Origin of the sequence: Paraburkholderia acidicola, from assembly GCF_002362315.1 — a bacterium.
GTDB classification, from domain to species: Bacteria; Pseudomonadota; Gammaproteobacteria; order Burkholderiales; family Burkholderiaceae; genus Paraburkholderia; species Paraburkholderia acidicola.
In genome coordinates, this window is sequence record NZ_MTZV01000006.1 from 1,983,087 (window position 1) to 1,998,371 (window position 15,285).

Below are 15,285 nucleotides of genomic sequence, written 5' to 3' on the forward strand. Positions count from 1 at the left end.
AGTGCAGAAGAATGCAGCGAGCGGAGGTCTAGCGGCGGACCGGCCAGTCTACGGTGAGCGTTTGCAGGGGCCTCGGCTGAACGACCATCCTGCGGCTGCGCGATCCGTAGTCGGCGCAGATTGCGTCGGAACCGAACAGTTCAGTGGCGATGACCGACAGCACACCGTTCTCGTGCCAGCGCTGAAAATGGCGATGGCAGGTTTGATGTACGGGGTAGGTGTTAGGCATCGCGCTCCACGGCTTGCGATGATGAAGCACCCAGAAGATACCGTTGACGACCTGCCGGATATCCGCATGCGGACGGCCGCGACGCGGGCCGCTCGTTTTCATTTCCGGCAGCAGGGGCGCGACGCGCAACCACTCGTCTTCCGTGAGTTCGCGGAACGGCTGTTCGGGCAGCGTAGGGCTCAGTGGTAGTGGATTCGACGACATTCGCAGGCTGTAAAAGGCAGACGGAAAAACGCGCTCCGAACCGGCGGCGTGAGTTCAAAAGAATTGAGTGCGGATGCTCACGATGAAGCGCACGACATGCGGGTCTAGGCTACCGCGAATGCCTGCGGGCAACTGTTAACGATTGACAAATGCGCGGTGGGTCACTGGGGTCTTCGCCTGAAGGGCGGTTGGCATTCAAGGACTTAGGGAAGCGAATCGCCAACCAGATGGAAGAGACGCTTACCTTTGTCTTTTTGGTGGCGAAACGATGAACGAAGATGTAGTGAGTATTGAAGAAGGGTTCGGTGATCTGCGAGAGCCACACGGTCGCACGCCGCCCATGACCTGACAGAGATGCTGATGGCGGCGTTGTGCGCGATCCTCTCGGGTGTGGCGGCTGGAGTTCGCGACGCTCAATCCGAAGTCGTTCGAAGCGTGCATTGTCCATTGGATGAGTCACCTGTGCCTGGCGCGGCGTATTTTTATGACTGCGACCCCAGCGACCGCAAGCAGAAAACCGACAATGAAGCCGCAACGCAGAGCACTTACTAGCGCACGCGTCCCACACGCATCACCGCACTCAACGGCTGGATGTGGCAAGGCAATATAAAGCCCTGAAAATCCACCTACCATGGCACCTGCAATGAACAACGCGGTAACAATAAACGCGGTTCTCACGCGATTTCCCAAAACAAAATTAACTTAGAATCCCCAAGATTGGAGTAAAGGTTCTCTGGACCAACGCCGAAGACCGATAGTGGATTCCACACTTTGTCTATGCCGAACGTAAAGCGGAGAGTTGTCTCCGAACTTGGCGTTAGTCGATCAACGTTCCACAAGTCGATATGATCCCCCGACGGATCTTTCTCTTTGAGATTGCGCCTCCAGTAGCTCCCAAAGAAAATGACTCCCGTTTTACCCTTCACGCTATCTTGCCATCCGGTGCCAGTAATGATCCGTGGCGACGGGCAACCAACGAAGGGGCGACGCTGAAACCAAACCACCATCTCCTTTGCTCGAAGCACATGGCTCGGTGGATGCCCGTGAAACCAACACTTTTCTCCCTTGAACGACTTGTTAGTAATCCCCGTTCCTGCAAGGCAGGTGCCGAGGCGAATGGCGCATTGGTCCTCGAAGGCGGGCTTTCCGGTCGAAGGATCGATACATGGGTCAGAGTGAGGATATGCGGCCCACAGTTCCGCGAAGGTAACGGCCTTTAACGACACTTCTTTAATGGAATTTGGCGTCGAGTTGGTTCTGACGATTGTCTTTTTGTTCGGCATTTTTCAGGCTCCATCCTGCTTCGCAAGGGCTTCATCGCCCCAATAAATGGAGAATTCGTCGGTTCCTTCAGTGAAAATGCGGGGTAGCAATCCGCCCGAGTCCAACTGTCCGAAAAATGTTTGCCCGTCGGGAGTTTCGATAAAGTATGGGTAGCCCTCAACCGTAGCACCCGGAGCAACGGTGCGAATCTGTTCGTCGTAGCCCTGTTCGTCGCGACCCTGTTTTCTTTCCCACATCGAAGTGCCCGATTGCGCAGAGCCAGCCCTGTCGCCGATGAAGGACGTGGTCGCCGAACTGGCAAGCACACAGTTGTGCCCGCATGGGCACAGAACACGGTCACGGTCTTTGACCATCGGCGTCCCACCGTCAAGCCACGTGTTAGCCGTGCCGTGAATCGGGAAAGAACCTTTGCACTTGCCACAGGTCGCATGATCGCCCTTTGTCGCGACTTGCTTACTCCCGTCGAACATCATCGAACTCGCACCGATGACCCAACCGCCCGTCGATGTGCGGTCACCCTTTACAACAAGACGATCCATTGAAACCTCTAACAGATGAGCTATCGAGGGAGCTGTGCCCCTGCTTCCCCATCACGCTAGCATCTCAACATCACCGGAGTGCAAACAATTGTGACGTCAGCATGCAACCTCCAGGGCCATCGCATGAGACGTTACGCGCCGTTTAATAGAATCAAATCGTTTGGCCCGAAGGGCAAGATTGCTTACCAACCAGGTAGTTGCGCTAGATATTGATCGCTAGTACAGACGAATACGCGACAGATCCTGAGTCTTCCTTTGGCGATGCGGGCCTGTCGGAGCAGGTTCATCGCGATGCACCGGAGGATGGCGAGGCCGAAGGTCATGGGTGGCATGCGACCGTGTGGCTCCCGCAGGTCACCGAACGCTTCTTCAATACTCACTACATCCTCGTGCATCGTTTCGCCACCAAAAAGACGAGGGTAAACGCCTTTTCCATCTGGCTAACAACTCGCCTCCCTAAGTCCTTGAATGCTAACGGCGCTTCAACCGATGGCCCTGGGTGGGTCACATCAGTCCGTCGCACTCAACGCCTCTTTCAGCTTCACAAGAAACCGCTCGACGATAGCTGGCAGGCGACGATCCTTCATCGTCGTCAGTTGCATCTGGCGTTGCTGCAACAAAGGCTCGTCGATGTCCTTCGCGAGCAGCGAAGCATCGTTGCGCATACCACGTAGCGCAATGCGACTGCCCAGTGTGATCACGCCAGTCAGCGCGGCAAAGTGATGCATCGCGCTGGAGTTGTTGCCGGTCAGCAGCGGTTCTAGATGACGACCGCGAGTCGAACAACACCAGTCGAGCAACTGACGCACCGTCGTACCGCGTTCGAGCACGGCGACCGGGTGCGCAAGCAGATCGTCGAGCGTGAGCCGGTCTTTGTGCGCGAGCGGATGAGTGGGGGGAAGCAGTGCGCAGACCGGAGCGCTTTGCGTGAACTCGACGCTGACCGCCGTCGATGTCGCCGTGGAGAAACCAAGGCCAAGATCAACATCGCCGATCTCCACCCAATGCTCGACCTGAGCCGGTGTGCCTGAGCGCAGGACGAAACGGGTCAGCGGGTGCTCGGCATGGAAAGCGGCGAGTACCGACGGCAGAAAGTAGCGCGTGAAGCCCTCGGTGCACCCGACCCGCACGATACCGCCGCCCAGTGCGTGCGCCGCGGAAATATCGGCGAGCACGGCATCTGCATCCATCAACGCGCGCCGCGCATGCTGGGCCAGCAACTCACCCGATTCAGTCAGCACCATGCCGCGCGGTAAACGCTCGAAGAGCGGCGTGCCGACTTCCTGTTCGAGCTTGGCGATTTGCCGGCTGAGCGCCGACACAGCGACGTGCAGATTCTCCGATGCCGACGCCAGCGAGCCCGTGCGGGCGACTTCGACGAAATAGCGCAACGCGATGCCGTGCAGCATGGAGTCCCCCGTTTGTGCGTTGCCGTTTCGGCAATGCTATCCGCAAAGATTGAAATTGTGGCGAATTATTGGCCTTCCTAGACTGCTTCGCAACCCTGCAAACAGGCTGGAGAAAAGACCGTGACCACAAGTCAGAACACCCGCACAGCAGCAGTCGATGCGGCGTTTCGTACCTTCGATTCGGGCGCCTTGCTCGAGCAACTGGCGCGCCGCGTCGCGTGCCGGACCGAGAGTCAGAATCCATCGCGGGCGGAGACGCTGCAGGCGTATCTAACCGACGAGATCGCGCCGGCGCTTCAGCAACTCGGCTTCACGAGCCGGCTCGTCGCGAACCCCGAGCCGCACGGCGGCCCGCTGTTGATCGCCGAGCGTCATGAAGGCGCCGAGCTGCCGACGGTCCTCACTTACGGCCACGGCGACGTCGTACGTGGCTACGACGAGCAGTGGCGCGCGGGACTCAAACCATGGGACATCGTCGTCGAGGGCGACCGCTGGTATGGCCGCGGCACCGCCGACAACAAAGGCCAGCACTCGATCAACTTCGCCGCGCTCGCCGCTGTGCTCGATGCGCGCGGCGGCCGGCTCGGCTACAACGTGAAGGTGCTCTTCGAAACCGGCGAGGAAGTCAGCTCGCCGGGTCTGTATGCGGTCTGCGAAGCGAACAAGACCGCGCTGGCCGCCGATCTGTTCCTCGCCAGCGATGGCCCACGTGTGTCCGCCGAACGCCCGACGCTCTTTCTCGGTTCACGCGGCGCGGTGCTATTCGAACTATCGGTTGACCTGCGCGAGGGCGGTCATCATTCGGGCAACTGGGGCGGCGTGCTGCGCAATCCGGCGGTGGTGCTTGCGCACGCGATCGCGAGTCTGGTCGATCGTCATGGCCGCATCGCGGTGGACGGGTTGCGGCCGCCGCCCGTGTCTTCCGCCGTACGCAACGCGCTTGCCGATATCGAACTCGGCCGCGACGAGCAGTCGCCGGCGATCGACCCTGCGTGGGGCGAACCGGGGCTGACACCGACTGAGCGCGTGATTGCCTGGAATGCGCTCGAGGTGCTCGCGTTCAAGTCGGGCAATGCGGACGCGCCGGTCAACGCGATTCCGCCGTCGGCGAAAGCGGTGTGCCAGTTGCGCTTTGTCGTGGGTACGGACTGGGAGCGGACTGCACAGCACCTCGAGGCGCACTTCGCGCGGCTCGGATTCGACGAGGTGCGCGTGAAGGTGTCGACGGGCAGTGCCGCGACGCGGCTCGATCTCGACGACCCGTGGGTGAGCTGGGCGCTCGCTTCGATGCGCGCGACGACCGGCAAGGAACCGGCGCTGTTGCCGAATCTCGGCGGCACGGTGCCGAACGATGCGTTTGCCGGCACGCTGAACCTGCCCACGCTGTGGGTGCCGCACTCGTACCCAGCGTGCTCGCAGCATGCGCCGAACGAGCATCTACTTGGCTCGGTTGCACGCGAGGCGCTCGGTGTGATGGCCGGGCTGTGGTGGGATCTCGGCGATTCCGCGGCGAGCGTCGTGGCGGCGCGTGCGGCGATGAGTGCAGCAACAAGCGCACTAACAAGCGCAGCATCGCGCGAATAGGCGGCATCATGCAAAAGCGACCCCTCAGCCTGACGAAAATCGTCCTCGCGACTTCGGTCGGCAACGCGCTCGAATGGTTCGATATCGCGATCTACGGTTTCTTCGCCATCTATATCGCGAAGCATTTCTTCCCGGCGGGAAACGACACCGCGTCGATGCTGCTCACGTTCGGCTCGTTCGGCGCGTCGTATCTGGTGCGGCCGCTGGGTGGCATGGTGCTCGGTGCATATGCGGACCGGCGCGGACGCAAGGCCGCGCTCGTGCTGAGCGTCACGCTGATGATGGTCGGCACCGCGATCATCGCCTTGATTCCGACCTACGCAACGATCGGCCTCGCGGCGCCGCTCGGTGTGTTCGCCGCGCGCCTGATCCAGGGGTTTTCAGCGGGCGGGGAGTTCGGTGCATCGACGGCGATGTTGATCGAACATGCGCCCCATCGACGCGGCTTTATCGCGAGCTGGCAATTCGCGACCCAGGGCTGCGCGATCCTGCTTGCGTCCGGGTGGGGCTACGTGCTTGCGAAAACGCTGTCGCCGTCAGAACTGGATGCGTGGGGCTGGCGCGTGCCGTTCTTCTTCGGTTTGCTGATCGGCCCGGTTGGTTTGTATCTGCGGCGCTTTCTCGAAGATGCGCCAGATTTCAGCGAAGCAACGCGCACCGCGACCCCGGTACGCGATGTGTTCAAGACGCAAAAATGGCGGGTGCTCGCGGCGATCGGCGCGCTGACGGTATCGACGTCGATCAACTATCTGCTGCAATACGTACCGACTTTTACGATCCGCGAACTGCATCTCGACACGTCGACCGGTTTTGCCGCGAGTACCTTCGCCGGTCTCGTGCTGACCGTTGTCACGCCGCTTGCCGGCCATCTATCCGATCGCATCGGGCGGTTGAAGCAGATGGTGATCACCGCGCTGCTGTGTCTCGTCACCGCGTGGCCCGCGTTTTCATATGCAGTGGGCCACGTGTCGGTCGTCTCGTTGTTCGTGCTGGTCGGCTGGCTCGCGCTGCTCAAATCGATCTATTTCGGCGCGCTGCCGGCATTGATGGCCGAACTGTTTCCGGTCGCGACGCGCGCGACGGGCATGTCGATTGGCTACAACATTGGCGTCACCGTGTTCGGTGGCTTTACGCCGATGATCATCGTGTGGCTGTTGAGTGCCACCGGCAATCGCAGTGCGCCGGGTTTTTACCTGATGTTCACGGCGACGGTGAGTCTCGCTGCGCTTGTGGGTGTGGCGCGCAGTCAGTCGGGGCGTGGCCGGCGCGGTGCCTCCGCTTCGCATCGCGCGGAGCAGACCGATGTAGCTGGCATCGCCGCCGACTCGCCGCATTAACGACACGTGAGCAAATTCAGAACGCTACCGACGAAGGAATCTCCGCCCAACCTATCCATGCGCCAACGTCCGCAACCGCCAGAAAATCCCCGTTGAAGCAAGCGTCACCGCCCCGATGCAAACGAAGCTCAGCTGAAAACCCAGCGCAGGCGACCCCGTGTGCGCACCGAACACACTCGCCAGCGCGCCGCCAAGCGACGCGCCGAGCCCCATCGCGAGCATCTGCACCATCGAAAAGAGGCTGTTGCCGCTACCGGCGTCGCGATGCGACAGGTCCTTCAACGTGATGCTGTTCATCGCGGCAAACTGCATCGAATTGGCGGCGCCGAAAATGGCGAGCAATACGATCTCGACAAACAGCGGTGTAGTTGAGGTAATCAATGCGAACGCAGCAATCGTTACCCCGACCACGAGTGTGTTGACACGCAGGAACACGCTGTAGCCATAGCGGCGTACGAGCGGTGTAATCCAGCGTTTCGCGAACGTGCCGGCAACAGCGGCAGGCAACAGCATCAGCCCCGAGCGCAACGGCGAGTAGCCAAGTTCGAGCTGCATCAGGAGCGGTAACAGGAACGGTGTGGCCGTCGTGCCGATCCGGCAGATCAGGTTGCCGGCAAGACCCACCGCGAAATTGGGCTCGGAAAAAAGACCGAGCCGGAACAGCGGATTCGCATGTTTGCGTGCATAGGCCACGTACGCGAGCACTGCGACGATCGCGACCGTCAGCGCACCGAGCGTCCACATGCCGCGCGATCCGCCCGTTGGGATATCGACGGCGAGCGAAGCGGTGATCATCGCGAGTGAGAGAAGTGCATAGCCGATGTAGTCGAACGGTGGCGGATCGATCAGCGAGTCGCGCGGCAGGTAGCGATAGCCCGCAACAAGACCGATCGCGCCGATCGGTACGTTGATCAGGAAGATCCAGTACCAGGACGCGGATTCGATCAACCAGCCGCCGACTGTCGGACCGACAATCGGCCCGACCTGGCTCGCGATCGAAATGAATGCGATAGCGGACACGTAGTCTTTGCCGGACACACTGCGCAGCACGGCGAGCCTGCCGACCGGCAGCAACATCGAGCCACCGACGCCTTGCAGCACCCGCGCCGCGACCAGTTGCGTCGCGGTATGCGCGGCCGCGCAGCACAGCGAGCCGGCTACGAACACGAGAATCGCGCCGAAGTAGACACGTCGTGTGCCGAAGCGATCCGCAAGCCAGCCCGACGCGGGCGTGAGCGTTGCCATCGTCAGCGTGTAGGCGACGACGACACTGCTCATCGCGAGCGCCTCTTCGCCGAATGCGCGGGCGATTGACGGCAGGGCGGTGTTGACGATGGTCGTGTCGAGCGACTGCATGAAGAAGCCGGCGGCTACAGTCCAAAGCAGTGCGGTATGGGAGGAAGTCCTGGACATCGGAGCAGAGGAAATGACAGCGTGTGAGAGGGCGCCCAGGGCAGGTCATACTGCCGCAGGCGAGAGGGGGAGAAGCGTCGTCTGTGTGACCCCACGACGGCTCGCCACTCCCCCGATTCGACGCACAACAGCCGGATTCAGGCTGCATCCATCTCCAGGTCTTCGATCTCGTCACGCACGCCGTACCACTCGGCACGATCGATGATCCGGGTCGCCCATTGGTAGTGGGTGGCCGGCTCGCACATCGCGTCGTCGAACTTGAATACCGCTGGCGCGTCGTTTGTCACGATCAGCCGTGCGCAGTCCAGGTCTTCCCGTCGAACCCTGAAAGCCTCGTTGATAAGCGGAATCTGCGCCGGATGAACCGCTGTTTTCCCCACGAGCCCATGGGAGATGTCCAGCGCCAGTTCTTTCTTGAGCAATTCAGGCGCGGAAAACTGTTCGAACACGGGTGCGGTGAGCGAGAAACCTTGTGCGCCCATGATGCCGCCGAGCATCGGAATAACGTAAGCCATGGGCGTGCTGTACAGGGTCTCCAGCGGGTTTCTGCGCAGTCCCATGGAACCGAGCAGATCGTTGGCGCCGATACGTAGCGCGATCACTCTGTCGCCGAAGCTGGCCTTGAGTCGTTCGCCCAGCTCGACCATCGCGCCCGGGCTGAATACTTCCGATGTCTCCAGCGTCGGCATCACGGTGAGTGCAGGATTGCTGACGGCTGTGTCCCATTCATGCAGGTTTCCCAGAGAGATTTTGGGCAATACGAACCCATCCACGTGTCCGATCAGCGGCCAGTTGTTCAGGGTCGCCGCCATACCGGCGTTACGAGGCCGAACAAACAGCAGCGGACCATTCCCGGAGCGCCCCCCTCGCGAATCGATCTGCTCGAGCAACGCCTGCAGATTGCTCAATGCATAGTCGACTTGCGAGGCACTGACCGAGTCCTCGAGGCAAACGACCAGAGAGCGCAACTCGGGCAATTTCTCCCGGAAAACAACATCGAGGATGTCAGTGCGTGTCGCAGGCATGTACAGCGTCCCGCCCAGTCTGAAAGGCGAAATCTTTTTCATCCGATACTCCCGATAAATTGAATTCGGAACGACTATTCAATCAGGAGCAAATAATGCATATTCCCGGTTTCGCTAAACCTGATGAGCGATAGGTATCCCCGCAGGTACACATCTACGTGTATCTGCGATGAAAAGTGGGAATTCCGATTAATTGCCTGATTCGGAATTAACGACGTTCGGAATTGATGAAATGAGCAAGAAAATTTAAGGGTGAATCAAACATGCATGAATGCATTACGCTAACTCGCATAATGGAATCACATGTCGCTGGAATCCCCTCCGACCTGCGTCTCTCCGCTAACTGCCGGCTTTGTTTTTTTCAATGCTACGACATGCTGAAAGGAATTTCAAAGATTTTTGGTGGAGAAATGTAATTTATGCGATTTAGCGTGACAACTCGCATAACCTGAATGGGAGTGAATGTAATACCCCCTTGTGCCGCTTTGTCACTTTGTCACTCGATCGAAATAAGATTCGAAATAATGTCATTGCCAGATTCAATTTCAGGCAGTGAATCAGCAAGAATAACGGCGAATAAAAGCCCCAACCGTGGGTCGATGTTCCGCAGGCGCATCGTGCGCGGCGACCGCCGCATTAACGAATCCCGAAGCCCCGATTCAGCAATCGCGACTTCGCGGCGAGCGCCGTTCGGGTTCATAGTTGAGGCCGACGACAACCGCCAACGGGAGACCCCAACGTGTCCGATTCCACTGCGAAGCTCGAGGCATGGCTCGACAGGACCGAGACCTGCCGCGACACCGTGACCGCATTTCCGCTCGCGGCGCTGTCCGCGACGCTGGACTATCCGCACACCGTGCAGGATGTGCCGCCGCTGTGGCACTGGCTGTATTTCCTGCCAGTCTCGCCGCTCGCCATTGCCGGTGCGGACGGTCACCCGGAGCGCGGCGGCTTTCTGCCGCCCGTTCCATTGCCGCGCAGAATGTGGGCCGGCGGCCGGGTCACGTTCCATGCGCCGCTCCAGCCCGGCGACGTCGCGCAGCGCACGTCGACGATCGTCAATATCGAGGACAAGACCGGGCGCACGGGCCGGCTCGTATTCGTGACCGTGCGGCACGAGATCGAGGTGAACGGCGAGCCGAGAATCGACGAAGAGCAGGACCTCGTGTATCGCGAGGCGCCTTCCGCCGCGGCTCATGAGTCACAGAAGGAACCCGCCCGCGCGCCGTCCGACGAGACGTTCTCGCGCGTCATCCATCCTGATCCGGTGCTGTTGTTCCGCTATTCGGCGCTGACGTTCAACAGTCACCGCATTCACTACGACTATCCCTACGTCACGCAGGAAGAGGGCTATCCCGGTCTCATCGTGCATGGTCCGCTGATTGCCACGCTGCTTGTCGACCTCGTGCGCCGCGAGTTGCCCGACGCAACGCTGTCGACGTTTTCGTACCGCGCGCTGCGGCCCACGTTCGCACCGCAACCGTTCAGCGTCTGCGGCAAGCCATCGGCCGATGGCCACGGCCTCGAGCTATGGGCGAAAGACCACGACGGCTATCTGACGATGCGTGCGTCAGTGACGCTTGCCTGAATTTCCTCCGAACCCGCCATGCAAACCACTCACTCCGACCAGTTCCAGGACATCCGCGAAGCGGTACGCGATCTCTGCCAGCAATTCTCCGGCGAATATTTTCGCAAGATCGACGAGGCGCGCGGCTATCCGGAAGCGTTTGTCGATGCGCTGACGAAGGCCGGCTGGCTCGCTGCATTAATACCGCAGGATTACGGCGGCTCCGGCCTCGGCTTGCTCGAAGCATCGGTGATCATGGAAGAGATCAATCGCGCAGGCGGCAACTCGGGTGCGTGCCATGGCCAGATGTACAACATGGGCACGCTGTTGCGCCATGGTTCGGCCGAACAGAAGCAGCGTTATCTACCGAAAATCGCGAACGGCGAGCTGCGCCTGCAGTCGATGGGTGTGACCGAGCCGACCACCGGCACCGATACGACGAAGATCAAGACCACCGCCGAGCGGCGTGGCGACCGCTATGTGATCAATGGGCAGAAGGTGTGGATCTCGCGCGTCCAGCATTCGGACCTGATGATCCTGCTCGCGCGTACGACACCGCTTGCCGATGTCACGCGTAAATCAGAAGGCATGTCGATTTTCCTCGTCGATCTGCGCGAAGCGATCGGCCACGGGATGACCGTGCAACCGATCCTGAACATGGTCAATCACGAGACCAACGAACTCTTCTTCGACAACCTCGAGATTCCCGCGGAAAACCTCATCGGCGAAGAGGGGCAGGGCTTCCGGTACATCCTCGACGGACTCAATGCGGAGCGCACGCTGATTGCCGCCGAATGCATCGGCGATGGCTACTGGTTCATCGACAAGGTCAGTGCTTACGCGAAAGAGCGCATCGTGTTCGGTCGACCGATCGGGCAGAACCAGGGCGTGCAGTTTCCGATCGCGCGTGCGTTCGTCAACGTCGAGGCCGCGAGCCTGATGCGCTTCGAGGCCGCGCGCCGTTTCGATGCGCACGAACCGTGCGGTGCCCAGGCGAACATGGCGAAGCTGCTCGCTGCGGATGCATCATGGGAAGCCGCCAACGCCTGCCTGCAGTTTCACGGCGGCTTTGGCTTTGCGTGCGAGTACGACGTCGAGCGCAAGTTTCGCGAGACGCGGCTCTATCAGGTCGCGCCGATCTCGACGAACCTGATTCTCTCGTACGTGGCCGAGCATATTCTCGGCTTGCCGCGTTCGTTTTGAGGGCCGACGACATGACGAGACCGCTCGACGGCATCAAGGTCATCACGCTCGAACATGCGATCGCCGCGCCGTTCTGCACGCGGCAACTCGCCGACATGGGCGCGCGCGTCATCAAGGTGGAGCGCCCCGGCTCGGGCGATTTCGCGCGCGGTTACGACGAACGCGTGCACGGCCTCGCGTCGCATTTCGTGTGGGTGAATCGTTCGAAGGAAAGTCTCACGCTCGATGTGAAGCATACAGACGCGAGCAACATTCTCGACGCACTCGTCGCGGACGCGGATGTGCTCGTGCAGAACCTCGCGCCCGGCGCGGCGGAACGGCTCGGGCTCAGCTACGCCGCGCTCAGCGAGCGCTATCCGAAGCTGATCGTCTGCGATATCTCGGGCTATGGCGCAGACGGTCCGTACCGCGACAAGAAAGCCTACGACCTGCTGATCCAGAGCGAATCGGGCTTTCTGTCGATCACCGGGTCGCCGGGTGTGCCCGCCAAGGCGGGCTGCTCGATCGCCGATATCGCGGCGGGCATGCATGCGTATGCGAGCATCCTTAATGCGCTGCTGCTGCGCGGACGTACCGGCAAGGGTTGCCGCATCGACGTGTCGATGCTGGAGAGCATGGTGGAATGGATGGGCTATCCGCTGTACTACGCGATCGATGGACAGAGCCCGCCGGCGTTGTCGGGCGCCGCGCACGCGACGATCTATCCGTATGGCCCGTTTCCAGCCGGTGACGGCAAGACCGTGATGCTTGGATTGCAGAACGAGCGCGAATGGAAGCTTTTCTGTGAGCAGGTGCTCGAAAACCCCGCGCTCGCTGACGATCCGCGCTTCGACACGAATTCGAAACGCTCCGCTACACGCGAGGCGTTGCACGCCGTGATCGTGGCAGCATTCTCGACACTGAGCGCAGCGGACGTGATCGCGCGACTCGATCACGCCGGTATCGCCAATGCACAGATGAACACGCTCGACGATGTATGGGCGCATCCGCAATTGCAGGCGCGCGAACGCTGGCGCACCGTCGGCACACCAGCTGGTGAAATACCCGCACTGCTGCCACCCGGTGTGCCCAATACCGTCGATCCGCGCATGGATGCGGTGCCCGCGCTCGGCGAACACACCGACGCGATACTCGGCGAACTCGGCTATACGTTCGCGCAGATCAATGCGTTGCGCGCGGCCGGCGCCATCTGAACCTTCTGGAGATGCAGCGATGAACGATCATCCGAGCCGCACGCTCGCGACCTTTGCCGCGCAACTGCGCTTCGACGCGATTCCGCACGATGTCGTGGAGCGCACGGTGAACCTGTATGTGGACTGGCTCGGCTCGGCGCTTGCGGGCAAGGGTGCGCGGCCGGTCGAAACCATCGCGCGATTCGCGCGTGCCGCGGGCGGGGCAGGTGCTTGCACGGGCGAGCATGCAGGCATGGCGGAAGTGCTGATCGACCGCAGGCGCACGACACCTTACTTCGCCGCGATGATCAACGCGGCCGCCTCGCATTTCGTCGAGCAGGACGACGTGCACAACGGGTCGGTGTTCCATCCGGCGGCGGTCGTGTTTCCGGTTGCACTTGCGCTTGCGCAGGCATCGAATGCGTCGGGCCGCGAGTTTATCGCGGCAGTCGTGGCGGGTTACGAAACAGGCATCCGGATCGGCGAATTTCTTGGGCGCTCGCACTACAAGATTTTCCATACGACCGGCACGGCCGGTACAGTCGCCGCTGCGGCGACCGCGGGCCGATTGCTCGGTCTGACGCCGGAACAGATGCTCGATGCGTTCGGCTCGGCCGGCACGCAGGCAAGCGGCCTGTGGGAATTCCTGCGCGACGCCGCCGATTCGAAGCAACTCCACACCGCGATGGCGGCCGCGAACGGCGTGATGGCCGCGACGCTCGCGGCAGACGGTTTCAAGGGCGCCACGCATATCCTGGAGGGCGCGCAAGGGATGGCTGCGGGGATGTCGACGGATGCAGACCCGACGCGTCTCACCGACCGTCTCGGCGAGCGCTGGGCGACGATCGAGACATCGTTCAAGTACCACGCCGCGTGCCGGCACACGCACCCAGCCGCCGATGCGTTGCTCGCGGTGATCGACGAACATGGGCTCGACGCGGACGACATCGTTCGCGTGACGGCGCATGTGCATCAGGGCGCGCTCGATGTGCTGGGTCCGGTGCACACACCCGTCACCGTCCATCAGGCGAAGTTCAACATGGGCACGGTGCTGGGTCTCGTCGCGTATCGCGGGCGGGCCGGCGTGAACGATTTCGAGCGCGATTTTGCAGTTGGCGATATCGTCGCGTTCCGCGACAAGGTACAGATGGCGCTCGACGACGAAGTCGATCGCGCCTACCCCGCGCGCTGGATCGGCAAGGTCAGCGTGCTGACGCGCGATGGTCGCGAACTGCAGGGGCGCGTCGACGAACCGAAGGGCGATCCAGGCAATACGTTGTCGCGCGATGAGATCGATGCGAAGTTTCGCCAGCTCGCGGCGTTCTCCGGTGCTGCGACAGACGCTGAAGCGGCGCAGCTACTTGCTGCAGCGTGGAACGTGGCAACGGTGCCGCATGTTGGAGCGTTGTTCGGTGGCGCGCCGCAGGCCGCGGTGTCAATCCCGGCTGCGGCATGAACGCGCGCTCCTATCTGTTCGTGCCCGGCAATCGCCCGGAGCGCTTCGAGAAGGCGCGTGCGGCAGGTGCTGATGCAGTGATCCTGGACCTCGAAGACGCCGTGCCGCCGGACCAGAAATCCACCGCACGCGACACCGTGCTCGCGCACTTGGAGCCAATGCGACCGGCGTTCGTGCGCATCAATGCGGCAGACACACGGTGGTTTGCCGATGACCTGGCCGCGCTAGCCGGTCATCCAGGCGTCGCGGGGATCGTGCTGCCGAAAGCGGAAACGCGCGAACAGATCGACGCGGTCCTGACGCGTGCGCATCCGGCGCTCGCCGTCCTGCCGATCCTCGAAACCGCGCGCGGTCTGGCCAGCGTCACGACACTGTGCGAAACGCCGAAGGTGCCACGCGTGCTATTTGGCACACTCGATTTCCAGATCGACATGAATATCGAAGGCGACGGCGACGAGCTGCTGTTTTTCCGCTCGCAGATCGTGCTCGCATCGCGGCTCGCGGGCATCGAGGCGCCTGTCGACGGCCCGTCGACCGTACTCGACGATCCCGCTGCGATTGAGGCCGATGCACGGCGCGCCCGGCGCCTCGGTTTTGGCGGCAAGCTGTGCATCCATCCGAAGCAGATCGACGCGGTGCATCGCGCGTATGCGTGGACCGACGACGAGAAAGCCTGGGCGGAGCGTGTGCTGCAAGCGGTGCAGGCAAGCGGCGGCTCGGCCGTCGCCGTGGACGGCAAGATGGTCGACCTGCCGGTCATCCTGAAGGCGCAACGCATCGCAGGCAGCAGCGGGCAGACGTGAAAGACCCGGGCCGCTACGCGCCACGCGTGCGGCCCCGGCGGAAGGGCGCATTTCCAAACG

General features: G+C 61.6%; 14 protein-coding genes. 7 read left to right on the top strand and 7 right to left on the bottom strand.

Features of this window, described 5'->3' with window-relative positions:
* Positions 1 to 28: 28 nt before the first annotated feature.
* From BWP39_RS27555 to BWP39_RS27575, 4 genes are all read right to left on the bottom strand, one after another.
* Entirely contained in the window at positions 29 to 433 is a 405-nt protein-coding gene (locus BWP39_RS27555) for a transposase (protein WP_096725391.1), read from the bottom strand.
* A 674-nt stretch (positions 434 to 1,107) separates the two neighbouring features.
* The gene (locus BWP39_RS27560; protein WP_096725392.1) at positions 1,108 to 1,716 is read right to left on the bottom strand and encodes a T6SS effector amidase Tae4 family protein; all 609 of its coding nucleotides are present in this window, start codon (positions 1,714 to 1,716) and stop codon (positions 1,108 to 1,110) included.
* A gap of 3 nt (positions 1,717 to 1,719) precedes the next feature.
* Complete coding sequence (locus tag BWP39_RS32175) at positions 1,720 to 2,256, bottom strand: PAAR domain-containing protein (protein ID WP_207557138.1); 537 nt, start codon at positions 2,254 to 2,256, stop codon at positions 1,720 to 1,722.
* Between the two features lie 509 nt (positions 2,257 to 2,765).
* Positions 2,766 to 3,665 carry a LysR family transcriptional regulator gene (locus BWP39_RS27575; RefSeq protein WP_096725394.1) on the bottom strand — a complete coding sequence of 300 codons (900 nt, stop codon included), beginning with the start codon at positions 3,663 to 3,665 and terminating at the stop codon, positions 2,766 to 2,768.
* Between the two features lie 120 nt (positions 3,666 to 3,785).
* Between BWP39_RS27575 and BWP39_RS27580 the strand changes: the two genes are divergently transcribed.
* Positions 3,786 to 5,249, top strand: a complete 1,464-nt coding sequence (locus BWP39_RS27580; protein WP_096725395.1) for a M20 family metallopeptidase — start codon at positions 3,786 to 3,788, stop codon at positions 5,247 to 5,249.
* Between the two features lie 5 nt (positions 5,250 to 5,254).
* Entirely contained in the window at positions 5,255 to 6,586 is a 1,332-nt protein-coding gene (locus BWP39_RS27585; RefSeq protein WP_096726212.1) for an MFS transporter, read from the top strand.
* Positions 6,587 to 6,637: 51 nt separating this feature from the next.
* Here the strand turns inward: BWP39_RS27585 and BWP39_RS27590 are convergent, their stop codons facing one another.
* From BWP39_RS27590 to BWP39_RS31615, 3 genes are all read right to left on the bottom strand, one after another.
* Positions 6,638 to 7,999 carry a DHA2 family efflux MFS transporter permease subunit gene (locus BWP39_RS27590; RefSeq protein WP_096725396.1) on the bottom strand — a complete coding sequence of 454 codons (1,362 nt, stop codon included), beginning with the start codon at positions 7,997 to 7,999 and terminating at the stop codon, positions 6,638 to 6,640.
* Between the two features lie 137 nt (positions 8,000 to 8,136).
* Positions 8,137 to 9,066 (bottom strand): HpcH/HpaI aldolase/citrate lyase family protein, encoded by a 930-nt coding sequence (locus BWP39_RS27595; RefSeq protein WP_096725397.1) that lies wholly within the window; start codon positions 9,064 to 9,066, stop codon positions 8,137 to 8,139.
* 454 nt (positions 9,067 to 9,520) lie between these two features.
* On the bottom strand, positions 9,521 to 9,724 hold the full coding sequence (locus BWP39_RS31615; protein ID WP_133116953.1) for a hypothetical protein: 204 nt from the start codon (positions 9,722 to 9,724) through the stop codon (positions 9,521 to 9,523).
* Positions 9,725 to 9,763: 39 nt separating this feature from the next.
* Here BWP39_RS31615 and BWP39_RS27600 point away from each other — a divergent pair, with 39 nt between their 5' ends.
* The 5 genes from BWP39_RS27600 to BWP39_RS27620 are packed head-to-tail and all read left to right on the top strand — an operon-like array spanning position 9,764 to position 15,225.
* Positions 9,764 to 10,612 (top strand): FAS1-like dehydratase domain-containing protein, encoded by an 849-nt coding sequence (locus BWP39_RS27600; RefSeq protein WP_096725398.1) that lies wholly within the window; start codon positions 9,764 to 9,766, stop codon positions 10,610 to 10,612.
* A gap of 18 nt (positions 10,613 to 10,630) precedes the next feature.
* Positions 10,631 to 11,794: an acyl-CoA dehydrogenase family protein gene (locus BWP39_RS27605; protein ID WP_096725399.1), complete on the top strand. Its 1,164-nt coding sequence runs from the start codon at positions 10,631 to 10,633 to the stop codon at positions 11,792 to 11,794.
* A gap of 11 nt (positions 11,795 to 11,805) precedes the next feature.
* Positions 11,806 to 12,987 carry a CaiB/BaiF CoA transferase family protein gene (locus BWP39_RS27610; RefSeq protein WP_096725400.1) on the top strand — a complete coding sequence of 394 codons (1,182 nt, stop codon included), beginning with the start codon at positions 11,806 to 11,808 and terminating at the stop codon, positions 12,985 to 12,987.
* Between the two features lie 19 nt (positions 12,988 to 13,006).
* Positions 13,007 to 14,422 (top strand): MmgE/PrpD family protein, encoded by a 1,416-nt coding sequence (locus BWP39_RS27615; RefSeq protein WP_096725401.1) that lies wholly within the window; start codon positions 13,007 to 13,009, stop codon positions 14,420 to 14,422.
* A complete protein-coding gene (locus BWP39_RS27620) occupies positions 14,419 to 15,225 on the top strand; it encodes an HpcH/HpaI aldolase/citrate lyase family protein (protein WP_096725402.1) in 807 nt (268 codons plus the stop codon). The genes BWP39_RS27615 and BWP39_RS27620 overlap by 4 nt, the downstream gene beginning before the upstream one ends.
* The last annotated feature ends 60 nt before the right edge of the window (positions 15,226 to 15,285 follow it).